The 25,299-nt window shown below is 63.5% G+C and carries 16 protein-coding genes and 2 pseudogenes; 14 read left to right on the forward strand and 4 right to left on the reverse strand.

Annotation, left to right across the window (positions count from 1 at the left end):
* The first annotated feature begins 144 nt into the window (after positions 1-144).
* Positions 145-5,220, forward strand: coding sequence for a trifunctional serine/threonine-protein kinase/ATP-binding protein/sensor histidine kinase (locus tag ACQKPE_RS06915; RefSeq protein WP_427664381.1), 5,076 nt, complete (start codon positions 145-147; stop codon positions 5,218-5,220).
* 36 nt (positions 5,221-5,256) lie between these two features.
* Here ACQKPE_RS06915 and ycaC read toward each other — a convergent pair whose 3' ends face one another.
* Positions 5,257-5,883: an isochorismate family cysteine hydrolase YcaC gene (gene ycaC / locus ACQKPE_RS06920; protein WP_427664382.1), complete on the reverse strand. Its 627-nt coding sequence runs from the start codon at positions 5,881-5,883 to the stop codon at positions 5,257-5,259.
* Between the two features lie 73 nt (positions 5,884-5,956).
* The gene (locus ACQKPE_RS06925) at positions 5,957-6,325 is read right to left on the reverse strand and encodes a helix-turn-helix transcriptional regulator (RefSeq protein ID WP_427664384.1); all 369 of its coding nucleotides are present in this window, start codon (positions 6,323-6,325) and stop codon (positions 5,957-5,959) included.
* Between the two features lie 254 nt (positions 6,326-6,579).
* Here ACQKPE_RS06925 and ACQKPE_RS06930 point away from each other — a divergent pair, with 254 nt between their 5' ends.
* The gene (locus ACQKPE_RS06930) at positions 6,580-6,858 is read left to right on the forward strand and encodes a HigA family addiction module antitoxin (RefSeq protein WP_427664386.1); all 279 of its coding nucleotides are present in this window, start codon (positions 6,580-6,582) and stop codon (positions 6,856-6,858) included.
* 3 nt (positions 6,859-6,861) lie between these two features.
* Here the strand turns inward: ACQKPE_RS06930 and ACQKPE_RS06935 are convergent, their stop codons facing one another.
* Positions 6,862-8,649 (reverse strand): monovalent cation:proton antiporter-2 (CPA2) family protein, encoded by a 1,788-nt coding sequence (locus ACQKPE_RS06935; protein WP_427664388.1) that lies wholly within the window; start codon positions 8,647-8,649, stop codon positions 6,862-6,864.
* Between the two features lie 473 nt (positions 8,650-9,122).
* Between ACQKPE_RS06935 and ACQKPE_RS06940 the strand changes: the two genes are divergently transcribed.
* The 12 genes and pseudogenes from ACQKPE_RS06940 to ACQKPE_RS06995 all read left to right on the forward strand — a co-directional run bounded on the left by ACQKPE_RS06940 (position 9,123) and on the right by ACQKPE_RS06995 (position 23,947).
* Positions 9,123-9,923 (forward strand): ABC transporter permease, encoded by an 801-nt coding sequence (locus tag ACQKPE_RS06940; RefSeq protein ID WP_427664390.1) that lies wholly within the window; start codon positions 9,123-9,125, stop codon positions 9,921-9,923.
* Positions 9,924-9,936: 13 nt separating this feature from the next.
* Positions 9,937-10,590, forward strand: coding sequence for an ABC transporter ATP-binding protein (locus ACQKPE_RS06945; RefSeq protein WP_427664392.1), 654 nt, complete (start codon positions 9,937-9,939; stop codon positions 10,588-10,590).
* Between the two features lie 52 nt (positions 10,591-10,642).
* Positions 10,643-11,749 (forward strand): ABC transporter permease, encoded by a 1,107-nt coding sequence (locus tag ACQKPE_RS06950; protein ID WP_427664394.1) that lies wholly within the window; start codon positions 10,643-10,645, stop codon positions 11,747-11,749.
* A complete protein-coding gene (locus tag ACQKPE_RS06955; RefSeq protein WP_427664396.1) occupies positions 11,742-12,848 on the forward strand; it encodes a polysaccharide biosynthesis/export family protein in 1,107 nt (368 codons plus the stop codon). Before ACQKPE_RS06950 ends, ACQKPE_RS06955 begins: the two co-directional genes overlap by 8 nt.
* A 75-nt stretch (positions 12,849-12,923) precedes the next feature.
* Entirely contained in the window at positions 12,924-14,315 is a 1,392-nt protein-coding gene (locus ACQKPE_RS06960; protein ID WP_427664398.1) for a hypothetical protein, read from the forward strand.
* Complete coding sequence (locus tag ACQKPE_RS06965) at positions 14,293-15,183, forward strand: hypothetical protein (protein ID WP_427664400.1); 891 nt, start codon at positions 14,293-14,295, stop codon at positions 15,181-15,183. The genes ACQKPE_RS06960 and ACQKPE_RS06965 overlap by 23 nt, the downstream gene beginning before the upstream one ends.
* Positions 15,184-15,952: 769 nt before the next feature.
* Positions 15,953-16,882, forward strand: coding sequence for a phosphotransferase (locus ACQKPE_RS06970; protein ID WP_427664401.1), 930 nt, complete (start codon positions 15,953-15,955; stop codon positions 16,880-16,882).
* 156 nt (positions 16,883-17,038) lie between these two features.
* Positions 17,039-19,060 (forward strand): capsular polysaccharide biosynthesis protein, encoded by a 2,022-nt coding sequence (locus ACQKPE_RS06975; RefSeq protein WP_427664403.1) that lies wholly within the window; start codon positions 17,039-17,041, stop codon positions 19,058-19,060.
* Positions 19,000-20,295: pseudogene (locus tag ACQKPE_RS06980) on the forward strand (capsule biosynthesis protein). The gene ACQKPE_RS06975 and the pseudogene ACQKPE_RS06980 overlap by 61 nt, the downstream one beginning before the upstream one ends.
* A complete protein-coding gene (locus ACQKPE_RS06985) occupies positions 20,292-21,068 on the forward strand; it encodes an SDR family NAD(P)-dependent oxidoreductase (RefSeq protein WP_427664405.1) in 777 nt (258 codons plus the stop codon). Before ACQKPE_RS06980 ends, ACQKPE_RS06985 begins: the two are co-directional and overlap by 4 nt.
* A gap of 7 nt (positions 21,069-21,075) precedes the next feature.
* Positions 21,076-22,569, forward strand: coding sequence for an LTA synthase family protein (locus ACQKPE_RS06990; protein ID WP_427664423.1), 1,494 nt, complete (start codon positions 21,076-21,078; stop codon positions 22,567-22,569).
* Position 22,570: 1 nt separating this feature from the next.
* Positions 22,571-23,947, forward strand: coding sequence for a capsule biosynthesis protein (locus tag ACQKPE_RS06995; RefSeq protein ID WP_427664406.1), 1,377 nt, complete (start codon positions 22,571-22,573; stop codon positions 23,945-23,947).
* Between the two features lies 1 nt (position 23,948).
* Here the strand turns inward: ACQKPE_RS06995 and ACQKPE_RS07000 are convergent.
* Positions 23,949-25,299, reverse strand: a pseudogene (locus ACQKPE_RS07000) (aminotransferase class I/II-fold pyridoxal phosphate-dependent enzyme).

Below are 25,299 nucleotides of genomic sequence, written 5' to 3' on the forward strand. Positions count from 1 at the left end.
TCACTTTCACCCTCCCGGTGCACCAAGGCGCCGTAACAGTCAGAATAGTTACCGCTTCTGCCCAACCGCCCGGACGCCACCTTTCGTCGCCTGGGCGCTTCCTATGATCGCGACCATAAATGTCGGCTGCCGGAGAGTGCCTTGATGCTCGATGAACGTCTCGTTCTGGTGTCCTTCGACAACGATCCATCGATCGACGAGCACTGGCTAAGCCGCTGTACCACGCTGCAACGGGTCCAGGAGGGTGAGCTTTGTCACCTGAGCCTCTACGACGCTGCTTCGCGCAAGGCATGGAGCGCCATCCGCGCCCCGGTGGAGTCACCGGCGGCTTGCCAGCGCCTGGAGCGCGACTACCGGCTGGCGCTGGGCCCTACCTGGGCGGTGCTCCCTGCCGCCTTCGTGCGCTCGGCCGAAGGCCCTTTGCTGGTGTATCCGGCCGGCCTGTCGCTGGCCGACCTGATCGACCAGGGTCGCCCTGGCCTGACGCGCTTCCTGCGTGTGGCGGTCAACGCCGCCCACACCCTCGGCCTGGCCCACCAAGGCAATGCGCTGCACGGCGCCTTGCAGCCGCGCCACCTGCTTATCGACGAACACGACCAGGTTCGGATCGGCTACTTCCGCGCGGATGCCAGCGAAGTACCTAGCGCCCAGCCCGACAGCTGGGCCTACCTGGCGCCTGAGCAAATCTGCCCGCACGACACCAGCACCGACCGGCGCAGCGACATCTATGCCCTGGCAGTGGTCCTTTACCAGTGGCTACTGGGCGAGCTGCCGTTGAACGGGCGCGACATCCAGCATTGGCGCCAATTGCACGCCAGCGTCCAGCCCCGCTCGGCCATCGAGCTCGATGCCACGCTGCCAAAGCCGATCGGCCTGATCCTCGGCAAGGCCCTGGCCAAGGAGCCCGACGCTCGCTACCAGAACGCCGCGGCACTGGCCATCGACCTGGCCCACTGCGAGCGGCAATGGGCCAGCAGCGCGCACATTGCCGCGTTCACCCCAGGCACCTCCGACCTGGTCCCAGCCGCTGGCGAGCGCCTGTACGGACGCCAGGCCGAACAACAGACCATCGCCCACCTGCTCGAAGGCCTGCGCCGCAACGGCACGCCCAGGTGCCTGTTGGTCAGCGGTGCCACCGGGCTGGGCAAGTCGAGCCTGGTGCTGAACTCGCTGAAGACCCTGGCCGAAGGCCACTGGGCCACGGGCAAGTGCAACAGCCTCGAGCAGGCCATGCCCTATGGGCCGTGGGTCGAGATACTCGGTACCCTGACCACCCAGCTGCTGGCCCAGAACAGCAGCGACCTCGACAGCATCCGCCAGGACCTCCAGCAACGCCTGGAGGGTCGCGGCCAGTTGCTCGGCAAGCTGGCACCAGACCTGCAACTGATCCTCGGCCCAAGCATCGACTTCCCCGACAAGCCCTCGCGCCTGGCGCTGGAGAAGGAACACGGCGCCATCGTCGATTTCCTCAGTGTACTCAGCCGCCCCGGCAGGCCGCTGGCGATCTTCCTCGATGACCTGCAATGGGCCGACGACGCCAGCCGCCTCCTGATCCAGGCGCTGCTCACCCGCCCGCCACGCGGGTTGCTGCTGATCCTTGCCAGCCGCTGCGACGGCAATGACCCCGGCACGCTCTGGCGTGGCCTGCCTACGGCGCTGCGCGGTCAGCGCCTGGCACTGCAAGCGCTGCCGGTGGCGGCTATCGTCGAACTGATCGCCACCCGCTACCACGTCAACGCCGCCGATGCGCAGCAGGTGGCAGAGCTGGTGCACGCCAAGACCGACGGCAACCCGTTCTTCGTCCGCCAGATACTGCGGGCAATGGTCGAGGACCGCCTGTTCGTCTTCGATACCCAGGCGATGCGCTGGACCTGGTCGCTGGAAGCCGTGGCCCGGCATCCCTATGCCGACAATGTCGCCGGCCTGATGGTCCAGCGCCTGACGCGGCTGCCCAAGGAGCAGCGCGAGCTGCTGCGCATTGCCGGCGCCGCAGGTGGGCGCTTCGACACACAGCTGCTGAGCCTGTTGCTGGGCGAGCCGCAGGAATACCTGGACAGCCGGCTAAAAGCCTTGGGCGATGCCGGCTTCCTCTCGACCAGGGCCCAAGGCCTGGCGTTTGCCCACGACCGTGTGCAGGAAGCGGCCTGCCAACTCACGCCGAGCGAAGCGCGCAGCGAACAGCATGCGCAAATCGCCCGGGCCATGTGGCAAACCCCGGGGGAGCGCACCTGCGAGGGCATCTTCGAACTGGCCAACCAGCTCCAGCGCACGGCCCCGGAATGCTTCACCCAGCAAGAATGCGCAACCTTCCTGCCGCTGCTGCTGGAGGCTGCCGCCCGTGCACGCGACGCGGTTTCCAACGAACAGGCAGCCGGCTACCTGCAAACCGCCCAGGCCTTGCAGCAATACGCCCTGCCCGATGCTCCCCAGGCCTTCACCCTCGCGCGCATGGCCGCCGAGTGCGACATGCTGTTGTCGCGCATGGCCCAGGCCGAGGCCGGTATTGCCGAGAGCCATCGCCGCGCTCGCACCCCCCTGGAACGTGCCACCGCCTACAGGTTGCAAGCTCGATACAAGACCTTGGGTTCGGACTACCAGGGCGCCATCGACGCTGCCCTGGCCGGGCTGCAACTGCTGGGTATCGAGCTTGCCGGCGGCGATCATCCGCAACACGTCGAGCAGGTCTACGCCCAGGTTCGCGCGCACATCGAGCAGCGTGGTCTCCACTGCCTGGAAGCCTTGCCCCGCAACGGCTCGGAAGAGGTGGAAGTGGCCATCGCGTTGCTTGCCACCCTGTCGTCCTCGTTCTTCGTGCCGGACGACCTGCGCTTCCTGCACCTGGCGCGCATCCTTGAGCTGTCCCTGGCTCACGGCGTGGCACCTGGCAGCACCTATGGCCTGGCCTGGTTCGGGGTGATGTGCGCCGAGCGCTTCGCCGCCTATCACGATGGCCACGCCTATTGCCTGGCAGCGCTCAAGCTGATCGAGCGCCACGGCTTCGAATGCGACCTCACCAGTGCCTTGTTGGCCCTGGACCAGGTCAGCGCCTGGACTTCCCCCCTGGAGTTCGCCCGCCGCACGGCGCTCGAAGCGATTGACTCGGCAGGCCTTTCCGGCGACCTGGCGATGGCCTGCTACGCCTGCAACCACGCGGTCTCCGATGCGCTGGTGATGGGCCAACAACTGGCCGAAATCGGTCAGGAGATCGAGCGCGGCCTGGTCATCGTGCGCCGCTACGGCTACCGCGATGTGGAACACATCCTGCTGGCCCAGCAGACGTTCGTCGCCGACCTGCGCGGTGGCCCCGGCGCCTGCCGCGACAGCAGCGACGCAGCCTTGCAGCAAGCCCGCAGCGCACGCCCTGGTTCAGGCACTGCACGCTTCTTCCAGAACCTGTTCGCCGGCATGGCGGCGTTCTACCTGGGCGATATCCGCCAGGCCAGCGCCTGCCTCGAACACGCCGGCCAGGACGCCTGGGCGGTGCCGGCCCATATCAACCTGGCCGACTACCAGCTGTTCCAGGCGCTCACCCTGGGCAGCCCGGAAGCGCCAGGCTCGCCGGAACACAAGCTCGCGCGCCTGGGCGAGCTGCGCCAGCGGTTCAGCCAATGGGCGCAGTTCAACCCTGTCACCTTCCGCAACAAGGTGCTGCTGATCGAGGGGCTGGTCGCCCGCCTGCAAGGGGACGGGCTGTCGGCGATTCGCTGCTTCGACCAGTCGCAGATTGCCGCTGCTGCGGCCGGTTTCATCCACGAACAGGCCATCGCCCACGAGCAGTTGGCAGAAGTGTGCATCCCCAGCGGGCTGATCTCCGGCGCCAACCTGCACCTGCGTATCGCCCGCGACTGCTTCCACATCTGGGGGGCAGCGGGCAAGGTACGCCAGCTGGAGACACTGCACCCGTTCCTGCGCACACAGCCGATCCAGGAGACCTTCCGCGCCACTACCCAGGTCAACCTGGACCTGGAGGCCGGTATCGAGGCGGCGCGTGCGCTGTCTGAAGAGGTGCTGCTCGAAGGGCTGATCGAAACCCTGATGGGCCAGCTCACCCAGCATGCCGGCGCCGACCATGGTGCGTTGCTGATCGTCAGCGGTGCCGAGTTCCAGATGGCGGCCCTGGCCGATATCGACGACAAAGGCCTGCGGGTGAGCATGGAGCACTGCCAGAAGTTCATGACCCAGGCGCCTCGCTCGATCATCAACGCCACCCTGCGCACCAAGAAGCCACTGTTGCTGCACGATGCCCAGGCCGACTGCCCCGAAGCCTTCCGCCAGGACCTGCACGCGCGTGGCGCACGTTCGGTGCTGTGCCTGCCGCTGGTGATCCAGGGCGTGCTGATCGGCCTGGTGTACCTGGAGAACCGCCTGGTGCCCAACCTGTTCGGCGGCCAGCGCCTGGCCATGCTGGAGATTCTCGCCGCGCAGGCAGCGGTGTCGCTGCAAACGGCCAAGTTCTACACCCGCCTGGCCGAAGACAACCAGACCCGCGCGCAAATGGAAGCCGAGCTGCGTCGCTCGCGGGCGGAACTGGCGCGCAGCGCGCACCTGCAGGTAATGAACGAGCTGTCGGCGTCCATCGCCCACGAAATCAGCCAGCCGTTGCTGGGCATTGCTTCCAACGCTGCGGCCAGCCTGCGCTGGCTGCGCCGCGACAGCCCGGACCTGCACGAGGCCATGGCCGGGCTGGAGGATATTCGCGCCGACAGCGAACGCGCCGCCAATATAGTTCGCGCCCTGCGCTCGCTGGCCAAGCAGGCGCCCATGCAGCTCAAGCCGCTGAAGCTCGACGAGTTGATCCTGCAAGTGATCCGCCTGGCCTCGACCGATGCCCGCAAGAGCGCGGTGAATGTCCACGCGCAGTTGAACGCGGGGGTGACGGTGCAGGCCGACCCGGTGCAGATCCAGCAACTGGTGTTCAACCTGATCACCAACGCGCTGGAGGCACTGGCCGGCTATCGCGGCGATGGCGTGCTGCGCATCTGCTCGCACGTTTTCGGCGACGAGGTGCAGGTCACGGTGGACGACAATGGCCCGGGCATTCCGGACCCGGCTCGCGAGCAGGTATTCGAGGCATTCCATACCACCAAGCCTGGCGGCCTGGGCATGGGCCTGGCGATCTGCCGATCGGTGGTGCAGGCCCATGGCGGGCGGCTGCAGGCGCTGGAGTCGGAGCTGGGTGGGTGCTGTATCCGCTTCAGCATGCCGGTGGCGAATACGTAACGAGGGTTGGGGGGCGTTTTGCGCCCCCCGGCGTACTCAGCGCGAAGTCTGCGCCGCGTAGCTGTTCATCAGGTTGCGGTAGTTGGGGATACGCTGGGACAGCAGGTTGCCCAGGCCTTCAATGTCATTGCGCCAGTCGCGGTGCAGTTCGCAGGCCACCGAGAACCAGTTCATCATCTGCGCCCCGGCCTGGGTCATGCGCGCCCAGGATGCCTGCTGCACGGTCTGGTTGAAGGTACCCGAGGCATCGGTGACCACGAACACGTCAAAACCTTCGGCCAGCGCCGACAGGGTCGGGAAGGCCACGCACACGTCGGTTACCACACCGGCGATGATCAGTTGCTTCTTGCCGGTGGCCTTCACTGCCTTGACGAAATCTTCGTTGTCCCAGGCGTTGATCTGGCCCGGGCGGGCGATGTAGGGCGCGTCCGGGAACATCTCCTTGAGCTCCGGCACCAGCGGGCCGTTGGGGCCTTGCTCGAAGCTGGTGGTGAGGATGGTCGGCAGGCCGAAGAACTTGGCTAGGTCGCCCAGGGCCAGCACGTTGTTCTTGAACTCGTTGGGCGAGAAGTCCTGCACCAGCGAGATCAGGCCGGCCTGGTGGTCGACCAGCAGCACGGCGGCATCATCTTTGTTCAGGCGCTTGTAGTCAGGTTGGCTCACGAGGATGACTCCTTGGGTGGGGGGGACGAAAACGGTATTGGCCTTCGGGGCTATACCGGTGGATAACACTGCATTAAAGGTGACGTACGCCCTGGCGCCAGGCTTTGGGCGGCTGGCCGACCAAACGGCTGAAGGCCCGGGTGAAATGCGACTGGTCACAGAAGCCGCACTCCAGGCTGACATCGGTGATCGGCACCTCGGTGGCCAGCAGGCGCTTGGCTTTCTCCATGCGCGCCAACAGGCGCCAGGTCTGCGGCGACAGGCCCGTGGCGACTTTGAAGGCACGCGAGAAATGGCTGCGGGAGAGGTGGCAGAGGCCGGCGATCTCGATGATCGACAGCGGGCTGTGCAGCATCAGGTCCTTGGCCCGGCGTAGGCGCTGCGGGGGCAGCGCGCCGGGTACAGCCTGCAAGGTGGCGTATGGGGTGGGCTCAGGGACCATATCGACTCTCCTGTTTCGATGAGGAAAGTCTGGGGTGCCGGGGATGGCGAAGTCCTGAGGCGAACCTTAATAGTTATTAATTGTGCGTTGCTCCGACGCCTCGGAGGTGCATGCGGGTGCCCCAAGTACGCGGGGCAGCCTCACACATAGACGGGAATTCTCCGACGAGGAGTACAGACCCAAGGGGCTCTCACCTCTCCCGCACTGCTTCGCACACTGAGCGGCTTCAATAACCTGGAAGTAATTCACAACTCATGCACAACCCCCCTCACCCAGGCGAAGCCCTGCGCGAAGACGTACTGCCTGCAATCAACATGAATGTCTCTTCCCTGGCCCGTCACCTGGGATATTCCTGCGGCCAGTTATCCACCGTGCTCAATGGCCGTGCGGCCATCTCGGCCGACCTGGCCTACCGCCTTGAGCTGGCAGGCCTGGGTAGCGCCCGCCAGTACCTGGCCGAGCAGGCCGCCTACGACTTGTGGCAAGCCGCACACCGTGTGCACCCACCCATCGCTCGCCTGGCTTTTGCCTGACCCTCAATCCTCATCCGACGCAAACAACCGCTCCAGCTCCACCCGCGCCTCCTTGGCCGTCTGCATCACCTTGGCGCGGTCGTCGCGTACCTGGCCCTGGGCTTCGAGCACCTGTTCGTCGTGTTCGGTGAAGCGGGTGATGCGGTCCGCCGCCTGCTGTTCGCTCAGCCCCAAACCCACCAACGCGCGGCGGCTCATTTCCAGGCTGGAGTAGAACGTCTCGCGAATCGGCTCGGCACCGACATCCATCAGCTTGTGCACATGCTGGCGGTTGCGGGCGCGGGCGATGACCTTCAGGTGCGGGTACAGGCGCTTGACCCGCTCGGCGGTGCGAGTGGCCACTTCCGGGTCGTCGATGGTGATGACGAAATACTCCGCCTCGCCCACCTTGGCGGCATGCAACACCTCGGCGCGCAGCGGGTCGCCGTAGAACACCGGGGCCTGCTCGAACATGCGGGTCATCTCGATGGCGTCCACCGAGGTTTCCAGGGCCACGAATGGAATCTTCTGCGCCCGCAGGATGCGCGCGACGATCTGGCCCATGCGGCCCATGCCGACGATCACCACGCGCGGGGTGCCGGCGTCGATGGCGGTGTACTGCTCGGGCACTTCCCTGGCCGGTTGCGGGCGCTTCAGGGCGCGGGCGCAGCCGAGCATCAGCAGTGGGGTGAGGGCCATCGACAGGGTGATGGTCATGAGCAGCAGGTCGTAGGTTTGCGTGTCGAACAGGCCCTGGTCCTTGCCCAGCTTGAACACCACGAAAGCGAACTCGCCACCGGCCGCCAGCACCATTCCCAGACGCAGCGCGCTGGCGCGATTCAGCCCTCCGGCCAAGTGGCCGATACCGACCAGCAGCACCAGCTTCACCGCGATCAGCAACAAGGTCAGGCCCAGCAGCACCAGCGGCATTTCCAGCAGCAGGCGCAGGTTGGCGCCCATGCCGACACTGATGAAGAACAGCCCCAGCAGCAGACCCTTGAACGGCTCGATCTGCGACTCCAGCTCATGCCGGTACTCCGAGTCGGCCAGCAGCAGCCCAGCGAGGAAAGCGCCCAGGGCCATGGAAACCCCAGCCTCCTCCATTAGCCAGGCAGTTCCGATGACTACCAGCAGCGCAGTGGCGGTAGAGACCTCCGGCAGGCCGGTGCGGGCCACGATGCGAAACAGCGGACGCAACAGGTAGCGGCCGCCGACGATGACGGTGGCGATGCTGGCGAACACCTTCAGGCCATGCTCCAGGCTGTCGCCGTGGCTGGTGTCGGGACCGCTGGCGGCCAGCAGGGGCACCAGGGCGATCAGCGGGATCGCCGCGATGTCCTGGAACAGCAGGATGGCGAAGGCTAGCCGCCCATGGGGGGCGTTGAGCTGCTTGTTCTCGGCCAGGCTCTGCAGGCCCAGGGCGGTGGACGAAAGCGCCAGGCCCAGGCCGAGCACGAGGGCCGCAGGCAGCGTCTGGCTGAAGCCGAACAGGGCGATGGCGCCGAGCAGCGTACCGGTCAGCAGCACCTGTGCGGTACCGACCCCGAACACCGCTTTGCGCATCAGCCACAGGCGCCGGGGCGACAGCTCCAGGCCGATGATAAACAGCAGCAGGACCACGCCCAGTTCGGAAATGTGCGCGACGCTCTCGGTATCGCGAATCAAGCCCAGCGCTTGTGGGCCGATGGCCACGCCCGCCAGTAGGTAGCCGAGTACCGCACCCAGGTGCAGGCGCTTGGCCATGGGGACCGCGATGACTGCGGCGAACAGGAATATCACCACCGTCTGAAGAAGGCTGCCTTCGTGTGGCATGGGGTTGTGGCTCCGTGAACTGCTGGGGCAGCGATCGATGAATGGGGGCGGCTATTTTGGGCAGAGGACTGCGGTTGGACAATCCAAACCCGCCCCGACACGACAAAAAAGCCCGCCCCTTCAAGGGAGCGGGCCTTCGATGCGCAGACAAAAGACAGATTAATTCCCGCGACCCATAGGAAAACCCCTACAGCCCAATGTAGGCATACCCATTAAGTTTGTAACAAATATTCGCCCAGCCGCATCTGGCAAGGCTTAAACAGGCGAGAAACGATCGGGTCGCGTCCCACCTGACTGCCGGTCACCAAGCATTCCCAGCCTGTATCAGCGCCACAGTCGTCGCGCGTGCACTTTGCGTACTACAGCCTAGAACACGAAAGCCTCCGAGAGCCTACCCAACCCACCGCGCGTTGGAAGCGAGCCTTTCCTGACGATGAACTTCAGCGTGCCTTGGCACGCTGCTTCGCTTTACGGTGAACCTCTTGAAGCCGCGTAGTGCTTTGCAGATCCAAACATCGGTCATCTTCGCCCTGGTCCTGCGTGAGGCCCGCGCCCGCGTTGGCGCTCGCCGCATGGGGGCGGTGTGGATGCTGCTCGAGCCCATCTGCCACCTGCTGGTGTTCTCGCTGCTGTTCGCCATGCTGCGCGGGCGTACCGTCTCCGGCGTCGAATACCCAGTATTCATCCTGGTCGGCATGGCGCCCTTCCTGCTTTACCGCAACACCGCCCTGCGCCTGATGGACAGCCTGCGCGAAAACCGCTCGTTGTTCGGCTACAAGCAGATCAAGCCCCTGGACACCTACCTCGCCCGGGTCATCGTGGAAACCTGCATCGCCGCCACGGTCTACGCCATCCTGGTGTTCGGCTTCGCCTGGTTCGGCTTCGACATGGCGGTGCACCAGCCGCTGCAATGGGCCGCCACCCTGCTCCTTGGCCTGCTGTTCGCCTTCGGCCTGGGCATGTTCCTGGCCTTGCTCACCCATGCCCTGCCCGGCCTGAAAATCGTCATTCGCATGGTCTTCATCCCCCTGTACTTCATCTCCGGGGTGCTCATTCCTGCGGCCTACCTGCCGAAGTCGATGATGCCGGTGCTGCTGCTCAACCCCTTCCTGCACCTGCTCGAACTGATCCGTGCCGAGGTGCTGCCCCACTACACCCCGGTCGATGGCGTGTCGGAAACCTACGTGCTCGCCTTCACCCTGGTGCTGCTGTTCCTCTCCCTGGGCACCTACCGCGCCCGGCGGCTGCACCTGATTTCCACCAAGAACGGTTAAGGGCGGGCCTCACGTGTTCGAACTCAGAAACGTCACCAAGTCGTACCTCACGCCCTACGGGCGGCGGTATGTCTTTCGCAACCTGTCGCTGGCCATCCCGCCCGGCAGGAACATCGGCCTGATCGGCCGCAACGGCGCCGGCAAATCGACCCTGATGCGCCTGCTCGGCGGCGCCGACGTGCCCGACTCCGGCACCCTCGTCACCGACCGCAGCGTGTCCTGGCCGATGGGCTTGACCGGCGGCTTCCAGGGCAGCATGACTGGCCGCGACAACATCAAGTTCGTCTGCCGCCTCTATGGCGCCACCGGCGACGCCATGCGCGAGAAAGTCCGCTACGTGCAGCAGTTCGCCGAGGTCGGCGACTGGATCGACGAGCCGATCAAGACCTACTCCTCGGGCATGCGCGCACGGCTGGCCTTCGGCCTGAGCATGGCCTTCGACTTCGACTACTACCTGATCGACGAGGTGATGTCGGTGGGTGACGCCCAGTTCAAACGCAAGTGCGCCGGGGTGTTCAAGGAGAAGCTGCGCAAATCCAACGTCGTGCTGGTTTCCCACGCCATGTCGGAGATCGAAAAGCTCTGCGACCTCGTCCTGCTGGTGCGCGATGGCGGCATCCAGGTCTACGACGACGTCGCCGAAGGCATCAGGGCCTACAACGCGTGACCACACCAACACCGCTTCGCAACACCGTTGCACATCGAGGACTCATCACATCATGAGCATCACGAGTAAACACAAGGGCTGGGGCCTGGCGATCGCCATGGTCATCGTGCCGATGGTCCTGGCGGCCATCTACTACAGCCTCTTCGCCATCGATCGCTATGTCAGCTCCGCCCAGGTAGTGGTGCGCCAGGACAGCACCAGCCCGGCCGCCCAGACACCGGGCCTCGCCACCCTGCTGACCGGTATCAACCCGGCCTCGCGGGAAGAAACCCTGTACCTGCGCGAGTACATCACCTCGATGGACATGATGCTGCTGCTCGAAGACCGCACGCAGTGGGTCGAGCACTACGCCCAGCAGAGCCGCGACATGTTCTTCTGGCTCGACCAGCACGCCTCGCGCGAAGACCTGCTCAAGTACTACCAGCGCATGGTCTCGGCGTACTACGACGAAACCACCGGCCTGCTGCGCGTCGAAGTGCAGGCGTTCACGCCCGAGCTGTCCGAGCAGATGCTGCGCACCATTCTGCAGGCCAGCGAATACTTCGTGAACGAAGTCAGCCACAACATCGCCCGCGAGCAGATGAAGTTCGCCCAAGGCGAGCTGGAAACCGCGCGGCTGAACTACGCCATGCGCAAGACCCAACTGATGGACTTCCAGAACGAGAACAAGGTGCTCGACGGCGGCAACACCGCCCAGAGCCGCGCAACCATCATCGCCAACCTGGAAAGCCAATACACCGCCGAACAGGCCGCGCTCACCGAGATGTCTTTCAAGCTGCGCGCCAATGCCCCACAGGTGCGCCAGCAGAAGCAGAAGGTCGAGGCCATCACCCGCCAGCTCGCCAAGGAAAAGCGCCTGCTGGTGTCGTCGCCCGACGGCTCGCAGCTCAACGTGGTCGCCTCGCGCTACCAGCAACTGACGCTCGACGCCGGCATCGCCGAGGAAACCTACAAGACCGCAGTCGTCGCGCTGGACAACGCGCGTATCGAGGCCAGCAAGAAGATCCGCACCCTGGTCACCGTGGTCAGCCCCAACACCCCGCAACTCGCCCTGTACCCGGAGCGTCTGTACAACCTGGCAACCCTCCTCCTCGGACTGCTGATGGTGTACGGCATCACCCGTTTCATTCTGGCTTCGATCGAGGATCATCGTGACTAACTCCCTGGCTGTTCCCAAGCGCTTCAACCTGAAACTGGCCGCACTGGCCCTGGCGGCCCTGAGCCTGGCCGGCTGCGCCGGCAACCTCTCCGGCACAGGCCCGTACAAGGGCGAGATCGAGAGCAAGAACGAGACGTACAACCTGGTCGACATCAACGCCAGCACCATCGCGCCCTACATTCGCGGCCCCGAACGCCCTGTCGTGGCCAGCATCACCAAGCCGCTGCCAGCCCCCGTACGCCTGGCCCCCGGCGACACGCTGAACGTGCTGATTGCCGACACCGCACCGGAAGGCTCGGCGCTGTTCGCACCGCTGGCCACCGGCGGCACCCAGCTCAAGGCGCGTATCGATGCGCAAGGCAGGCTCTCGCTTCCCTACGTTGGTCGCCGCGCCGTTGCAGGCATGACCCTCGGCGAAGTGGAAAACATGATTCGTCGCCAGCTCAAGGGCATCACTACCGATGTGCAGACCCACGTCGAGCTGGTGGGCGACCTGTCGGGCTCGGTGTTGGTGGCCGGTGCAGTGAAGGCGCCTGGGCGCTTCAGCACGTTGCAAGGGCCGCTGACGCTGCTCGATGCAGTGAACCAGGCGGGTGGGCCGGTGCTGGAGCCGCACCTGGTCAACGTGACCGTGCGCACTGGCAGCCAGGTGCAGCAGTTCAACTACGAGGACGTGCTGGCGGGTAGCAACATGGTCCTGCGGCCGAATTCGGAAGTGGTGCTGGACCGTGCGCGTCAGCGGTTTGTGGCGATGGGGGCCGTGGGTCAACCAGGGTTGAAGGACCTGCCGCAGCAGAACACCAGCTTGCTGGATGCCTTGGGTAGTGTGGGTGGCTTGCGTGAGCAGAATGCCAACCCAGAAGGTGTATTCGTATTTCGTGCAGGGGGAAGCAGTGGTGCCAAGCCGACTGTGCTGCGTCTGAACATGCGTGACCCGGCGGCCATCTTCTATGCGCGACAGATCGCGATAAAACCCAATGACACCATCTATGTGACCAATGCGGCGGTGTATGAGTGGCAGAAAATCATCTCGCCCATCGTGCAGACCATGGTGCTTGGCCGCGCAGCCGGCGCATACAACTATTATGCCTATAACTGAGCGGCCACGTACAGCTTCATTCATGGCCGGGCCTCGGGCGACGGACCGCACGGGGCTAATACGTCGAGATATAACATGAATATTATTTTCTTCCTAGAGCCTGCAATTGAACTAGGCAATCCTGTATTCCGCTACCCCACTCTTCGCGGCTCCATAATTCCGCAAGTTATTGCACTTAAGAATGCAGGTGCCAATGTACATTGCATCATGAGCACTGCGGTAGCTGAGCACGCCCTGCGCGACGGGCACATGAAGGCATTGGGCACTGTCTCTGTCATTGACCCCATTCAATGGACTAAGGGTGAAAATACCTATGAACGCTCTCTTCGCCACCAAGACAGAGCGTTCCGTGAAGGCGAAGTTGATAAGCTGACAGCTTTTATCAAAGACGGCCTGCCAGAAGGATTCAGCCCAGACATCGTATTGGCATGGGAAACACCAATGCCTTATTTACAATTTATTTCCCCAGACACGCGCATCATTTACCAAATGCCGGGCTTCTTCTCGCGCGCCCCGTACGCAGAACTAATTTCATTCGATGATGGCTTACTAAAAGACAGCAGCAACAGCAAATATGATGCCTGTACACCCAAAGAGCAGGCGGCCATCCAGGAGTTGCGCGAATATGAGCGACGTTTCCTCGAGGGCGTAGCACCGACTAAAACTGCCCTCGGCGAAGCCAAGAAGCGCTTCCAGCGCATCGTCCTGCTGCCTTTGCAAATTGACTATTATTTCATGATCAATTCCGTTATTGGTAGAAGAAGCCAATTCGACGTTTTGATCGAAATACTTGAAAAACTACCGAGCACCTATGCTCTTTTGGTTACCAACTATTGGTCTGGCCAAACTCGAAGCGCCGTACTGACGCGTCAAAATATTGAGTACCTCCGAGCGCGCTACAGCAATTTTGTCTATGTAGAATCATTCGACAAAATCCCATCTGTCTCGCAACTGATCGTGCCAGATGTCGACGGCGTCATCACCATTTCCTCGTCGCTTGGCTATCAAGCGGCATTTTGGAAGAAGCCACTCCTGACACTGGGTGATAGCCACATCTCCAAGTTCGCGTCGGCCACCACGTTTCAAAATTTTCTCGCTCAGCTTTCCGCTCGCGAAACGCCGAGCCGAGACAGTGCAATTATCGCAGCCATTAAAACGCAGCACATTCCAATCCAACATATTGGTACTGAAGGGGGCCAATACTTGAGTTGGCTGCAAAAAGCTCGCGAGATGAGGCCTGGCAGCTTCCCTGATTGGACCAATGACGTAAACTTTACCGAGAAGCTGAAAAAATTCAGGCGAGAAGAAGACTACCTTAAGCAGCTCGGCTATCCGCCACCTGCTGACCACTCGCTTTGGCCTGCATGCCTCCGAGATTCGGGAAGACGTCCTGACACGGCACAATCTTACTTTGGATACAGTGGTACACAACAAACACCGGGAAATGCTGAAGCCCTTCGTCATTGAGATGCTTCCGGTAATTTTGAACACCGCGGAAAGAGAAAGATCCAATTACCTGTCCTACCTCAAACAGGTGGGTCTGCTAGACGAAGGCAATGTCAGTATCGTTGACATCGGCTACGCCGGCACGATGCAGGAGTCATTGTATAAACTCACCGAAAAGCAGAAGCTTTTGGGCGGCTATTATTTGATCACGTTCAGACAAGCACTGAAGCGTGTTGAAGCTTATGGCATGCCAAGCAGAGGCTACCTGGGCGAGTTTATCGACAGGCACGATACATTTCATCCGTTCTGCAGGTTCGTCCCTCTTTACGAAACGTTGTTTAGCAGTAAGGACACTTCATTCGTTCGAATAGATCTTGATTGGAACAATGACCTGAAACCGGTCTTCATGGAGCGCTTCCCTGCTGAAGCACGAAGGGAAGAAGTGGTTCACATGATCCATAGCGGTGCGTTGAGTTTTGTTGATGAGGCCTGCGCAATTTTGAAGCACCGACTCCCAGCCATTGATATAGAGCCAAACAAATCCCTCAGGTTAATTAATCAATTCTTTAACGCCCCTCACCCTGTCGATGCACAGATTTTCAGCGGCGTCGTTTTTGAAGACGCCTACGGCGGCGCCGGGCTTAAAACTATACTCCCCCCCGTCGGAGAGGTAGATGAAAATTGTGTCTGGAAGCCAGGCATGGCTTCAATTAATAACCACTTAAAGCATCAAAGAACAAAAGCGGCAAATGAAACATCATCAACTAATGGTGCTAGCGGTATTGCCAATGCCGCGAATTCGGATCTGCAGGTTCAGCAAACCAACAGCAAGAAATCACTCTCTTCGGCGATCAGAAATACGACCTTGCCAAAATATGTCATTCGGTGATCGGTTTATATGATTTTATTATTGCAGGGCGATATCTAGTTGATCGATCTTCTCAAAACTCTCCGACAATTCGATTTCGTGCCGACAATCGTCTCTTAAAAATTCAAAAATCTTTTTTTGATCTTCAGCTTACTCCAGGTGTTTCCGGAAAAGATATACTGCCCTTAACGGTTCTGTTGTTTTTATCCATGCTGCCTCTCCATTCAGATCGGCCAGATCGACAGGAAGCAATGATGATCAATGCTTTACGCCTTTATCATGATTATGTCCTGTAAACCGCATTTGACTCTTTATTGCGGAAGCTCTGCGAAGCGTTCGGTAGATAAAATGCCCCACCTTCGGTGTCACCCACGCGCTGCAGAACAGCGACCTGTCCGGCACGGCCTCCGCTGGCCATTACGCGCAGGTGCACTTACTTACTCACGCCGTATGGCACTGGACGACCTGGCCAAGGCTCTCGCCTCTGATGATCGTAGGCTCTCGTCAACAAGGACTGCATGCATGGCAACTTTTACACAAAGTGCCCCGATCAAAATTCTCACCCGCTACCGCTCTATCTGTCTGCCGGACAAGCAGCTAACCGATATCGCTGACAAACCACTGGTGCAGCACATCGAGACTGACAACCCACTGATAGCCAAGTCCAGGTTGGATGCGATAAATGACCCTTGAGTCTCCGCTCCCAAGGCATAAAGCGCTCTACCGCTGGGAACTGGCATCTCTCGAAGAACATTTGCACGCAATGATGCCCCACTGGAGCAATCAGCGCTTGGCGATCACCAGCCAGAACCTGCCTTCGAACGCGTCGTTCGTCAACTACGTACGGCATCACCGCCTGCTCGACCCGTCCACGGGGCAACCGCTGGAGCTTGTGGAAAAGTCGATCCGCAAACTGGCCTTCATCGGCAGCCAGGAGGCACGTTTTCACCGCAACCCGGGCATGCTGGCGGGTAGCACGCACTTTCGCCACCCCGCCTGCCTGGGGGTGATCGAGACGCCCTTCGAAAGCCTGATCTTCACCGAGTTCGTGCGCGGCAAGCCACCGCGTATGCAAGACATCGCGCGCCCGTTGGCATTGGCTATCGCCGAACTTGAAAGCCGCAGCCACGAATACCTGGCAGCACAGACGCAAAGCAAGCAGCCGCTGCTGTGGAGCATGGACTTCTTCCGACCGTGGTTCCTGCTGCGTCCGCGTTTCAACTTCGCCCGCTGCCTGCCGGGGCTGCAGCAGCTGGGGCGGGACGACGCACGCTTCGCCGGCTTGGCCGAGCGTTTCAGCAACTTCGTGCCACAGCTGCGTCGCATGGCTCACCAGGCGCAGCAAAGCCCACGCTGCGTCAGCCATATGGACTACCTGCGCAAGAACCTCTTCATCGACAAGGGCCAATTGCACTTGATCGACTGGAGCGAAATGAAGATCGGCCGGGTGGGGTTCGATGGTGGGGCCTACCTGGGCAGCCTGTTCCGTCGCTCGGAGATGGCGATGTTTCTCACAGCCCAAACTGAATTCACAGAAAGCTATCGGGAAGCATTGCCGGAGCATTTCAACGCAGGCCAGGCGCTGGACAACCTGCGCTACGTATTCCTGCTCACCGCCCTGTTCCACTGCCTGCGCCCGGAAACCCTCGAAGAGTACCGAGCGCAGGAGCGCTTAGCGCTGCTTCGCGACAAGTACGAGCACCTGCTGAGCCTGCACTAGAAAGACAGATTTTTCCCAGCCTCTATAGGGAAATCCCTACTGCAGCTTGTGGGAAAAGCCCTTAACGTTTGCAGGGAAAATTCGCCGAATGGCGACTTTTCGCACAAGGCATACATCCTTTTCGCCCCGTTTTTGATGAAAATTCGCCACAAAATTATGGAACCCGCTACACCCTTCCCGCGCCTGCTGGTCCTTTCCAAAGGCACCCAAGCCATCTCGACATTGCCCGCCCTGTTGCCTGACTACAGGCTGCAAAACGGTGCCGTGCGCGACGTAGCGCGGGCGGACTGGGTCATGGCCTGGGGCCGCAAGCCAAGCGCTCTCAAAGCCATCGCCGAGGCACGCAAGGCCGACAAGCCGGTCCTGACGCTTGAAGACGGCTTCATCCGCTCGGTGGGGCTGGGTGCCGACGAGCCACCGCTGTCGCTGATCGTCGACGACGTTGGCGTGTACTACGACGCCAGCGCGCCCTCGCGCCTGGAGCAGCTGATCGTCGCGCCGCTCACAGCGCAGGAAACCCAGCGCACCCACGCCCTGCAAGCACTGTGGCAGCAGCAGCGGGTCTCCAAGTACAACGATGCCCGCATCGAAACCCCCGAACTGCCCGACGACTGCGTGCTGGTCGCCGACCAGACTCGCGCCGACGCCTCCTTGCAGGGCGCCACTGCCGACGACTTCCGCGCCATGCTCGACGCGGCACTGGCGCGCTACCCGCACAGCACGATCCTGCTCAAGGTGCACCCCGACGTGGTCGCTGGCCGCAAGAGCGGGCATTTCGACCTGGTGGCACTGGTCGACAACCCTCGGGTGCAGGTGCTGGCCAGCAATATCCACCCCGCTGAACTGCTGCCACGCATGCGCGCAGTGTTCGTGATGACCTCGCAACTGGGCTTCGATGCATTGCTGTGGAAGGTGCCGGTGCATACCTGGGGCATGCCGTTCTACGCAGGCTGGGGCCTGACCGACGATCGTTTGCCGGCGCCGACACGACGCATGCCTGTGCCGCTGGCCCAGTTGATCCACGCCAGCCTGGTGCGCTACCCACGCTATGTGTGCCCGGAGCGCGGCGAGCCCTGCACGCCCGAGACACTGGTTGCCTGGCTTGGCCTGCAACGTCGCCAGCGCAGCAAGCTGCCAGAACAGGTGCAGATGCTTGGTTTCAGTCGCTGGAAGGAGCCACTCGCGGAGCTGTTCTTCAACGGCGCGGCCATTCGCTTCGCCAAGCCCCAGCAGCCGTTGACGCAAGACCTCCCGGTACTGACCTGGGGCTGCAAGCACGACGACGACCTGCACGACCACCCTCACCCAGTCAACCGCGTAGAGGATGGTTTCCTGCGCTCGGTCGGCCTGGGTGCGGGCAAGGTCCGGCCCATGTCCTGGGTGGTCGACGACCTGGGCATCTACTACGACGCCACACGCCCTTCGCGCCTGGAGCGCATCCTCGCCACCCATGCCTTCGACAGCGATCTGCTGTCGCGCGCCGAGGCCTTGCGCCAGGCAATCTGCCGGGCCGGGCTGACCAAGTACAACCTGCCCGGCACCCACTGGCAGCGCCCGGCCGAGGCGCACAAGGTGATCCTGGTGACCGGCCAGGTCGAGGGCGATGCGTCGATCCGTTTCGGTGGCAACCGCATTCGCAACAACCTGCAATTGCTGCGGGCCGTACGCGAGGCCAACCCAAAGGCCTGGGTGCTGTACAAGCCGCACCCGGAAGTGCTGGCCGGCACACGTGCCCGCGGCGACGACGAGGCGCAGACCGTGCACTGGTGCGACGAAGTGATCGGCGACACACCCTTGCAGCAGTTGCTGGAGGTGGTCGACGAGGTGCATGTGCTGACCTCGCAATCCGGCTTCGAAGCGCTGCTGCGCGGGGTGCCGGTGACCACCTATGGCCAGCCGTTCTACGCAGGCTGGGGGCTTACCGAGGACCGCGACCTGGCCCCGCAGGTGCAGGCCCGGCGCAATCGGCGGCTCAGCCTGGACGAGCTGGTGGCAGGCACGCTGCTGCTCTACCCCACCTATGTCAGCCGCATCACCAACCGTTTCACCACCGCCGAGCAGACCCTCTACGAACTACAGCATTGGCATACGTTGCCGCAGCCAGGAGCACCCTCTAGATGGCAGGACTTGATACGACGCTTGGGCAGCTTGATGGGCATGAAGCGCCCGGCGCGCTGAACGCCAGGGCGCCGCGCAAGCACTTCCTGTTCCTGCAAGGTGTGAGCTCGCCGTTCTTCCGTCACCTGGCCAAAGGGCTGCGCGGCATCGGGCAGCGTGTGCACAGCATCCGCTTCAATGTCGGCGACTTGCTCTATGGCGCGGGCGGATCTTCGCGCGCTTGTAGGCGCCCGACGCAGGACCTGCACGCCTACTACGCCCAGGTGTTCAGTGAACACGAGATCACCGACCTGGTGCTGTTCGGCGATTGCCGGCCGGTACACCAGCCTGCGGTAAGCCTGGCGCGCACGCTGGGCGTGCGCGTGCATGTGTTCGAAGAAGGCTATTTCCGCCCCTACTGGATCACCCTGTAGCGCGATGGCGTGAACAACCACTCACGCCTGCCGCGCGACCCGGACTGGTACCGCGAGGTCGGCAAGTACCTCCCGCGCTACCAGAACGGCGAGGCCTTCACCCAGTCGTTCAGCGCCCGCGCCCTGCACGATGTGCTGTATCACGCTGGCGGTGCACTCAATCCGCTGTGCTTTCCCCGTTATCGCACCCACGCGCCGTTCAATGCGGCCGTGGAATATGCCGGGTTCATTCGCCAGGGCCTGCGTGTGCTGCGCGCTCGCGCCCATGACGATGCGCGGGTCGAGCAGGCCGCACGCGCGCGGCGCCCGACCTTCCTGCTGGCGTTGCAACTGGACAGCGATGCGCAGATCCGCGACCACTCGCCGTTCCAGGACATGGCCGAGGTGATCGAGCACGTGATCGCTTCGTTCTCGCGTAGCGCCCCGCTCGCGACGCGGCTGCTGATCAAGAACCACCCACTGACGCCAGGCCTGGTCGACTACCGCAAGGTCACCGCGCGCCTGGCGCGCGAATACGATGTGGCCGGCCGGGTCGACTTTCTCGAAAGCGGGCACATGCCCACGCTGCTGTCGAATATTGCCGGGCTGATCGCCGTCAACAGCACCGCCGGTGCCTCGGCGCTGCTGCACCAGCGCCCGACGCACACACTGGCCGAACCGATCTACGCCATGCCCGGGCTCACTCACCAGGGCAGCCTGGACGACTTCTGGCAGCACCCCGAGGCGCCCGACGACACCCTGTTCCAACGCTTTCGCAACACGGTCATCCACACCACCCAGGTCAATGGCGGCTTCTACACCCGCAGCGGCATCGACATGGCCGTAGCCAACTGCCTGCAAGTGCTGATGGCCAAGACCTCGAGACTCGAAACCTACCTATGAACCCCGCCGGCTCACCTCGCTGCATCCTTATCACAGGCGCCACCGGTGGCATCGGCGGTGCGCTGGCCCCCGCCTATGCCGCGCCGGGCGTGACCCTGATCCTGCAAGGCCGGCGCCAGGCGCGGCTGGAGGAAATGGCCGAGCAGTGCCGCGCACTGGGGGCCCGGGTGCTGCTCGAAGCCCTCGACGTGCGCGACCTCGACGCCCTGCGGACGATGGTGCGGCGGGTCAGCGAGCGCGAGCAACCGGACCTGATCCTGGTCGGCGCCGGGCTCAACACGGCAATCGGCAGCGATGGCCAGGCCGAGCGCTGGGACGACAGCCGCGCGCTGCTCGAGGTCAACGTGCTGGCGGCCCTGGCCACGGTGGAGGCAGCACTGCCGACCATGCGCAGCCGTGGCCACGGGCAGATCGCCCTGTTCAGTTCCCTGGCTGGCTGGCGTGGCCTGCCGGTCACGCCGACCTACAGCGCCAGCAAGGCGGCGATTCGCGTGTATGGCGAGGCGATCCGCGACTGGCTGGCGCCGGAGGGGGTCAAGGTGAACGTGATCGTGCCAGGCTACGTGGAGTCGAAGATGTGCTTCGAGATGCCGGGGCCCAAGCCGTTCCTGTGGACCGCCGAAAAAGCCGCCCGGCGTATCAAGCGTGGGCTTGCGGCCAACCAGGCACGCATCAGCTTTCCCTTCCCGCTCAACCTCGGTACCTGGCTGCTGGGGCTCATTCCGCAGCGGCTTTCTTCCATGATCCTGCGGGGCCTGAAATACAGTGATTGACGTTCCCCTGCTGCTGGTCGCGCTGGTCGGCCTGTCGTTGAGCGTGCTGGTGGAAAGCCTGCTGCTACCCCGACCTGCGCTGCGCCGACCCACCAGCTGCTGGATGTTGCACGCGGGGTTGTGGTGCGTGGGGCTGGGGCTGCTGTATGGGCTCACCGCAAGGCCACTGTTCAGCGGCGTGAACCTGTTGCTGTTGTGGTTGCTGATCGTGCTGGTGAGCAACACCAAGTACCGCTCGCTGCGCGAGCCATTCGTGTGCGCCGACTTCGAGTTCTTCAGCGACATGCTGCGCTTTCCACGCCTGTACCTGCCGTACTTCGGCTTCGTCAAGGCAGCGCTGTTGGCGCTGGGGTTCCTGGCGTACCTGTGGGCAGGCTTGACCTTCGAGGTGCCAGGGGCGCGGCCGCAAGCGCTGGTACCGCTGGTGCTGGGCCTAGGCCTGCTGCGCCTGGGCAACCGCCGGGTACAGCCAAGCTTCGACGCCGAGCAGGACCTGCGCGCATGGGGCCTGGCAGCCTGCTTGTGGCGGTATTTCTGGGCGGCCCGCCAACCCGTGGACTGCTCGCAGCTCACCTCGCCGTTTGCAGCCGTGCAGGCTTGCCCTGCCCAACTCCCCGACCTGGTTTCGATCCAGAGCGAGTCGTTCTTCGATGTGCGCAAGCTATGGCGCGGCATACGCCCGCAAGTCCTTGGCGAGTTCGACCGTCTCAACCGCGAAGCCCTGGCGCAAGGCAAGCTGCAAGTGGCTGCCTGGGGCGCCAATACCGTGCGTACCGAATTCGCCTATCTCACCGGCATCTCTGCCCAGCGGCTTGGCGTACACCGCTTCAACCCCTACCGGACGCTGGCTCGCCAGGGCCTGCCGAGCATTGCCTCAGCGCTCAAGGCGCAAGGCTATCGCACAGTGTGCATACACCCTTACGAGGGCAGTTTCTATGGCCGCGACAAGGTGCTGCCCGCCCTGGGTTTCGATGATTTCATCGATATACGCGCCTTCGACACCTCGCAAAAAGCCGGGCCGTTCATCGGCGACTGCGCAGTGGCGCACAAGGTCCGCGAGCTGCTGCAAGCGCCTGGCCGCCAGCAGCCGCTGTTCATCCATGTGATCACCATGGAGAACCACGGCCCGCTGCACCTGGAACGCGTTGCCGACATCGAGCTGCCCATCTGGTTCGACCGCCCGCTGCAACCGGGCATGAGCGACCTGGCCCCCTACCTGCGGCATATCGGCAACACCAACCGCATGCTCGGCCTGCTGCGCGACACGCTGCTTGCACAGCCGCACGAGGCGCTGCTGTGCTTCTTTGGCGACCATGTGCCGATCCTGCCGCAGGTCTACCAGGCCACTGGGGCACCGGCGGGCGATACCGACTACCTGATCTGGTCGAATCGCCACCAGCCCGGCTGCTCCCCCGCGCCAATGCAGGTCGAGGCGCTGTCGAGTGCACTACTTGAACATGCCCATGCGCCCAGGGTCATGCCGGCCGCGAAGGTGGCCTGATATGAGCGAGCAGGCGATCGAACTGTCCTCCTTGGTCGAGGGCCCCGGCTGGGTGGGCATCATGTCCCAATGGGTGGCGTGGAAGGTCGTGCACCTGCCGCAATTCCTCAGCCCCGAGGGGCCGCCTTTCTGGCTGTGGCGGCGTGGCGCTGAAGCGCCCAAGGGCCTGAAGGCCATCGCCGGGGTCGGCTATAAAAGCTCCTCGGACCACGCGCGGTTGTTGTGCCAGCGCTGGGGCCTGCCCTACATCGCCATCGAGGACGGTTTCCTGCGCTCCTCGTCGCTGGGCGTCGAGGGCGACACCCCGATGTCGCTGGTGGTAGACCCCATCGGCATCCACTACCTGGCGGCCCGGCCATCGCTACTGGAAAACATCCTCCAGCATCCCGAGCGCCTGGCCGAGGACGAACTGGCCTGTGCCCGCGAGCTGATTGCGCTGATGCGCAGTAGCGGCATCGGCAAGTACAACAACGCGCCCGACCTGCCCGCCGACGACCCGCTAGGCCGCGAGCGTCCGCTGGTGCTGGTGGTCGACCAGACGGCGGGCGACTTCTCGATTCCCGGCGGTGGCCTGTGCGAGGCCGACTACGTGCGCATGCTCGACACCGCCCTGGCGGAAAACCCCGATGCCGAGGTGCGGGTGCGCATCCACCCCGACTGCCTCGGCGGGCACAAGCCCAGTTGCCTGTTGGCGGCGGCGCAGGCGCGCGGGGTTACGCTGGAGGCGCGACCGGTGTCCTGGGCGTCGCTTGCCCGACGTGCGCGTCGGGTGTACATCGGCACCAGCCAGGCGGGCCTGGAAGCGCTGATCCAGGGCGTGCCGGTAACCTGTTTCGGCCTGCCGTTCTATGCCGGCTGGGGCTTGACCGACGACCGCATGGCGATACCCCGGCGCCAGGCCCAGCCCGACCTGGTGCAACTGGTGGCAGCGGCCTATGTGCGCTATTGCCGCTATGTCGACCCGCTCACCGGCCAGCTCACCGACCCCCTCACCGTGGCCCGCCAGTTGGCGCATACCAAGGCACGCGATACGGCTTTCGCAGGTTCTACCACGGTGATCGGTGCCAAGCGCCACGAACGACGCGCGGCTCGCCGCTTGTGCGCCAGCCGATGGGGTGCGCTGCGCTTTGCCGAGGATGGCCCTGCGCTGCTGCAACAGGTGGCTGCCGAGCGGGGGCGTTTGTTGGTCTGGGCAGCGAGGGAGCCGCAGACCCTGGCGCAACGTGCCCGCCAGGCCGATGTGCCGTTGGTGAGAATCGAAGATGGCGCCCTGGGTGAGGCAAGGCTTTCCGAGCCGGCGTCGCTACGCAACGCATTGCTCAACTACACGCACACCATGCTCGGCTGCGGTCGGCCACTGGCGCCCGCAAAGGGCTAGCTCAACCCAGCCTGGCCATTTCCTCGGCAACGATCGCCACCGCCTCGTGAATCTGCGCTTCGCTGTGCTCGCACGACATGAAGAAGCGCACCCGCGCCGCCTGCTCCGGCACCGCCGGGTAGAGAATCGGCTGGGCATTGATGCCCCGCTCGAAACAACGCGCTGGACAGCCTTGCTGCCTTGAGCGAACTGCCGGTAATCACCGGAATCACCGCCAGCCCCGTGCTGGTTGCAGTATCCAGCCCTGCCTCGCGGGCCAGGCGCAGGAACAGCTCGCCCCTGGCTTGCAAGGTGGCGACACGTTCGCCGTCGCTGGCCAGCAGGCGCAGCGCGGCCAGGGCCGCCGCCGTGGTGGCGGGCGGCAGGCCGACACTGTAGAGAAAGCCCGGTGCCAGGAACTTCAGGTGCTCGACCAACGCCGTGCTACCGGCAATATAGCCACCGCAGCTGGCCAAGGCCTTGCTGAGGGTGCCCATCCAGATATCCACGTCATCGCCCGCCAAGTCGAAATGCTCGCGGATGCCCTTGCCGGTGGCGCCCATCACCCCCAGCGAGTGGGCCTCATCGACCATCAGGAACACCTTGTGGCGACGCTTGAGCTCGACGAAGCGCGGCAGGTCGGGGTAGTCGCCATCCATGCTGTAGATGCCCTCGACCACCACCAGCACCCGCTCGAAGTGCTGGCGCTGCTCGGCCAGCAGGCGGTCCAGTGCCTGCCAATCGTTATGGGCGAAACTCAACCGACGGGCGCCGGACAGCTGGATACCCTGCAGCACGCTGTTGTGGATCAGCTCGTCGTGCAGCACCAGGTCACGCGGGCCGAACAGGTGGCCGATGGTGGTGACGTTGGTGGCATGGCCGCTGACCATCACCACCGCATCGTCGACCTGGTAAAGGGCGGCCAGCTCGCGCTCCAACGCGCGGTGCAACGGCCGGTCACCAGACACCGGGCGGCTGGCCGACACCGAAGTGCCGTAGCGGTCGATGGCCACCTTGGCGGCCTCGACCACCTCGGGGTGGGCGGAATAACCCAGGTAGTTGTAGCTGGCGAAGTTCAGGTACTGCTGGTCGTCGATGCGGGTCTGCGCCCCAGCGGTGCCCTGGTGCAGGCGGAAGAACGGGCTGCTCAGGCCAAGCTGTAGCGCACTGCGCTGGATCACCTGCAACTGCTGGTAGCCAGGATGCTGGTCGAAGCGACAGAACGCTCCGGGCACCTGCACACTGGCCTGCTGCGCCTGCTCGAGGGTCGTGCCCGCGCTGCCCTCGCCCTCGCTAAGGCGGCGCGCCAGCGCTCGCTGGATCAGGCGTTGCTTGGTGTCGACCGCCAGGCCGTTGGGCGTTGTTGGGTTCAT

It is taken from the genome of Pseudomonas sp. NPDC089554 (assembly GCF_050280645.1).
Taxonomy (GTDB): Bacteria; Pseudomonadota; Gammaproteobacteria; order Pseudomonadales; family Pseudomonadaceae; genus Aquipseudomonas.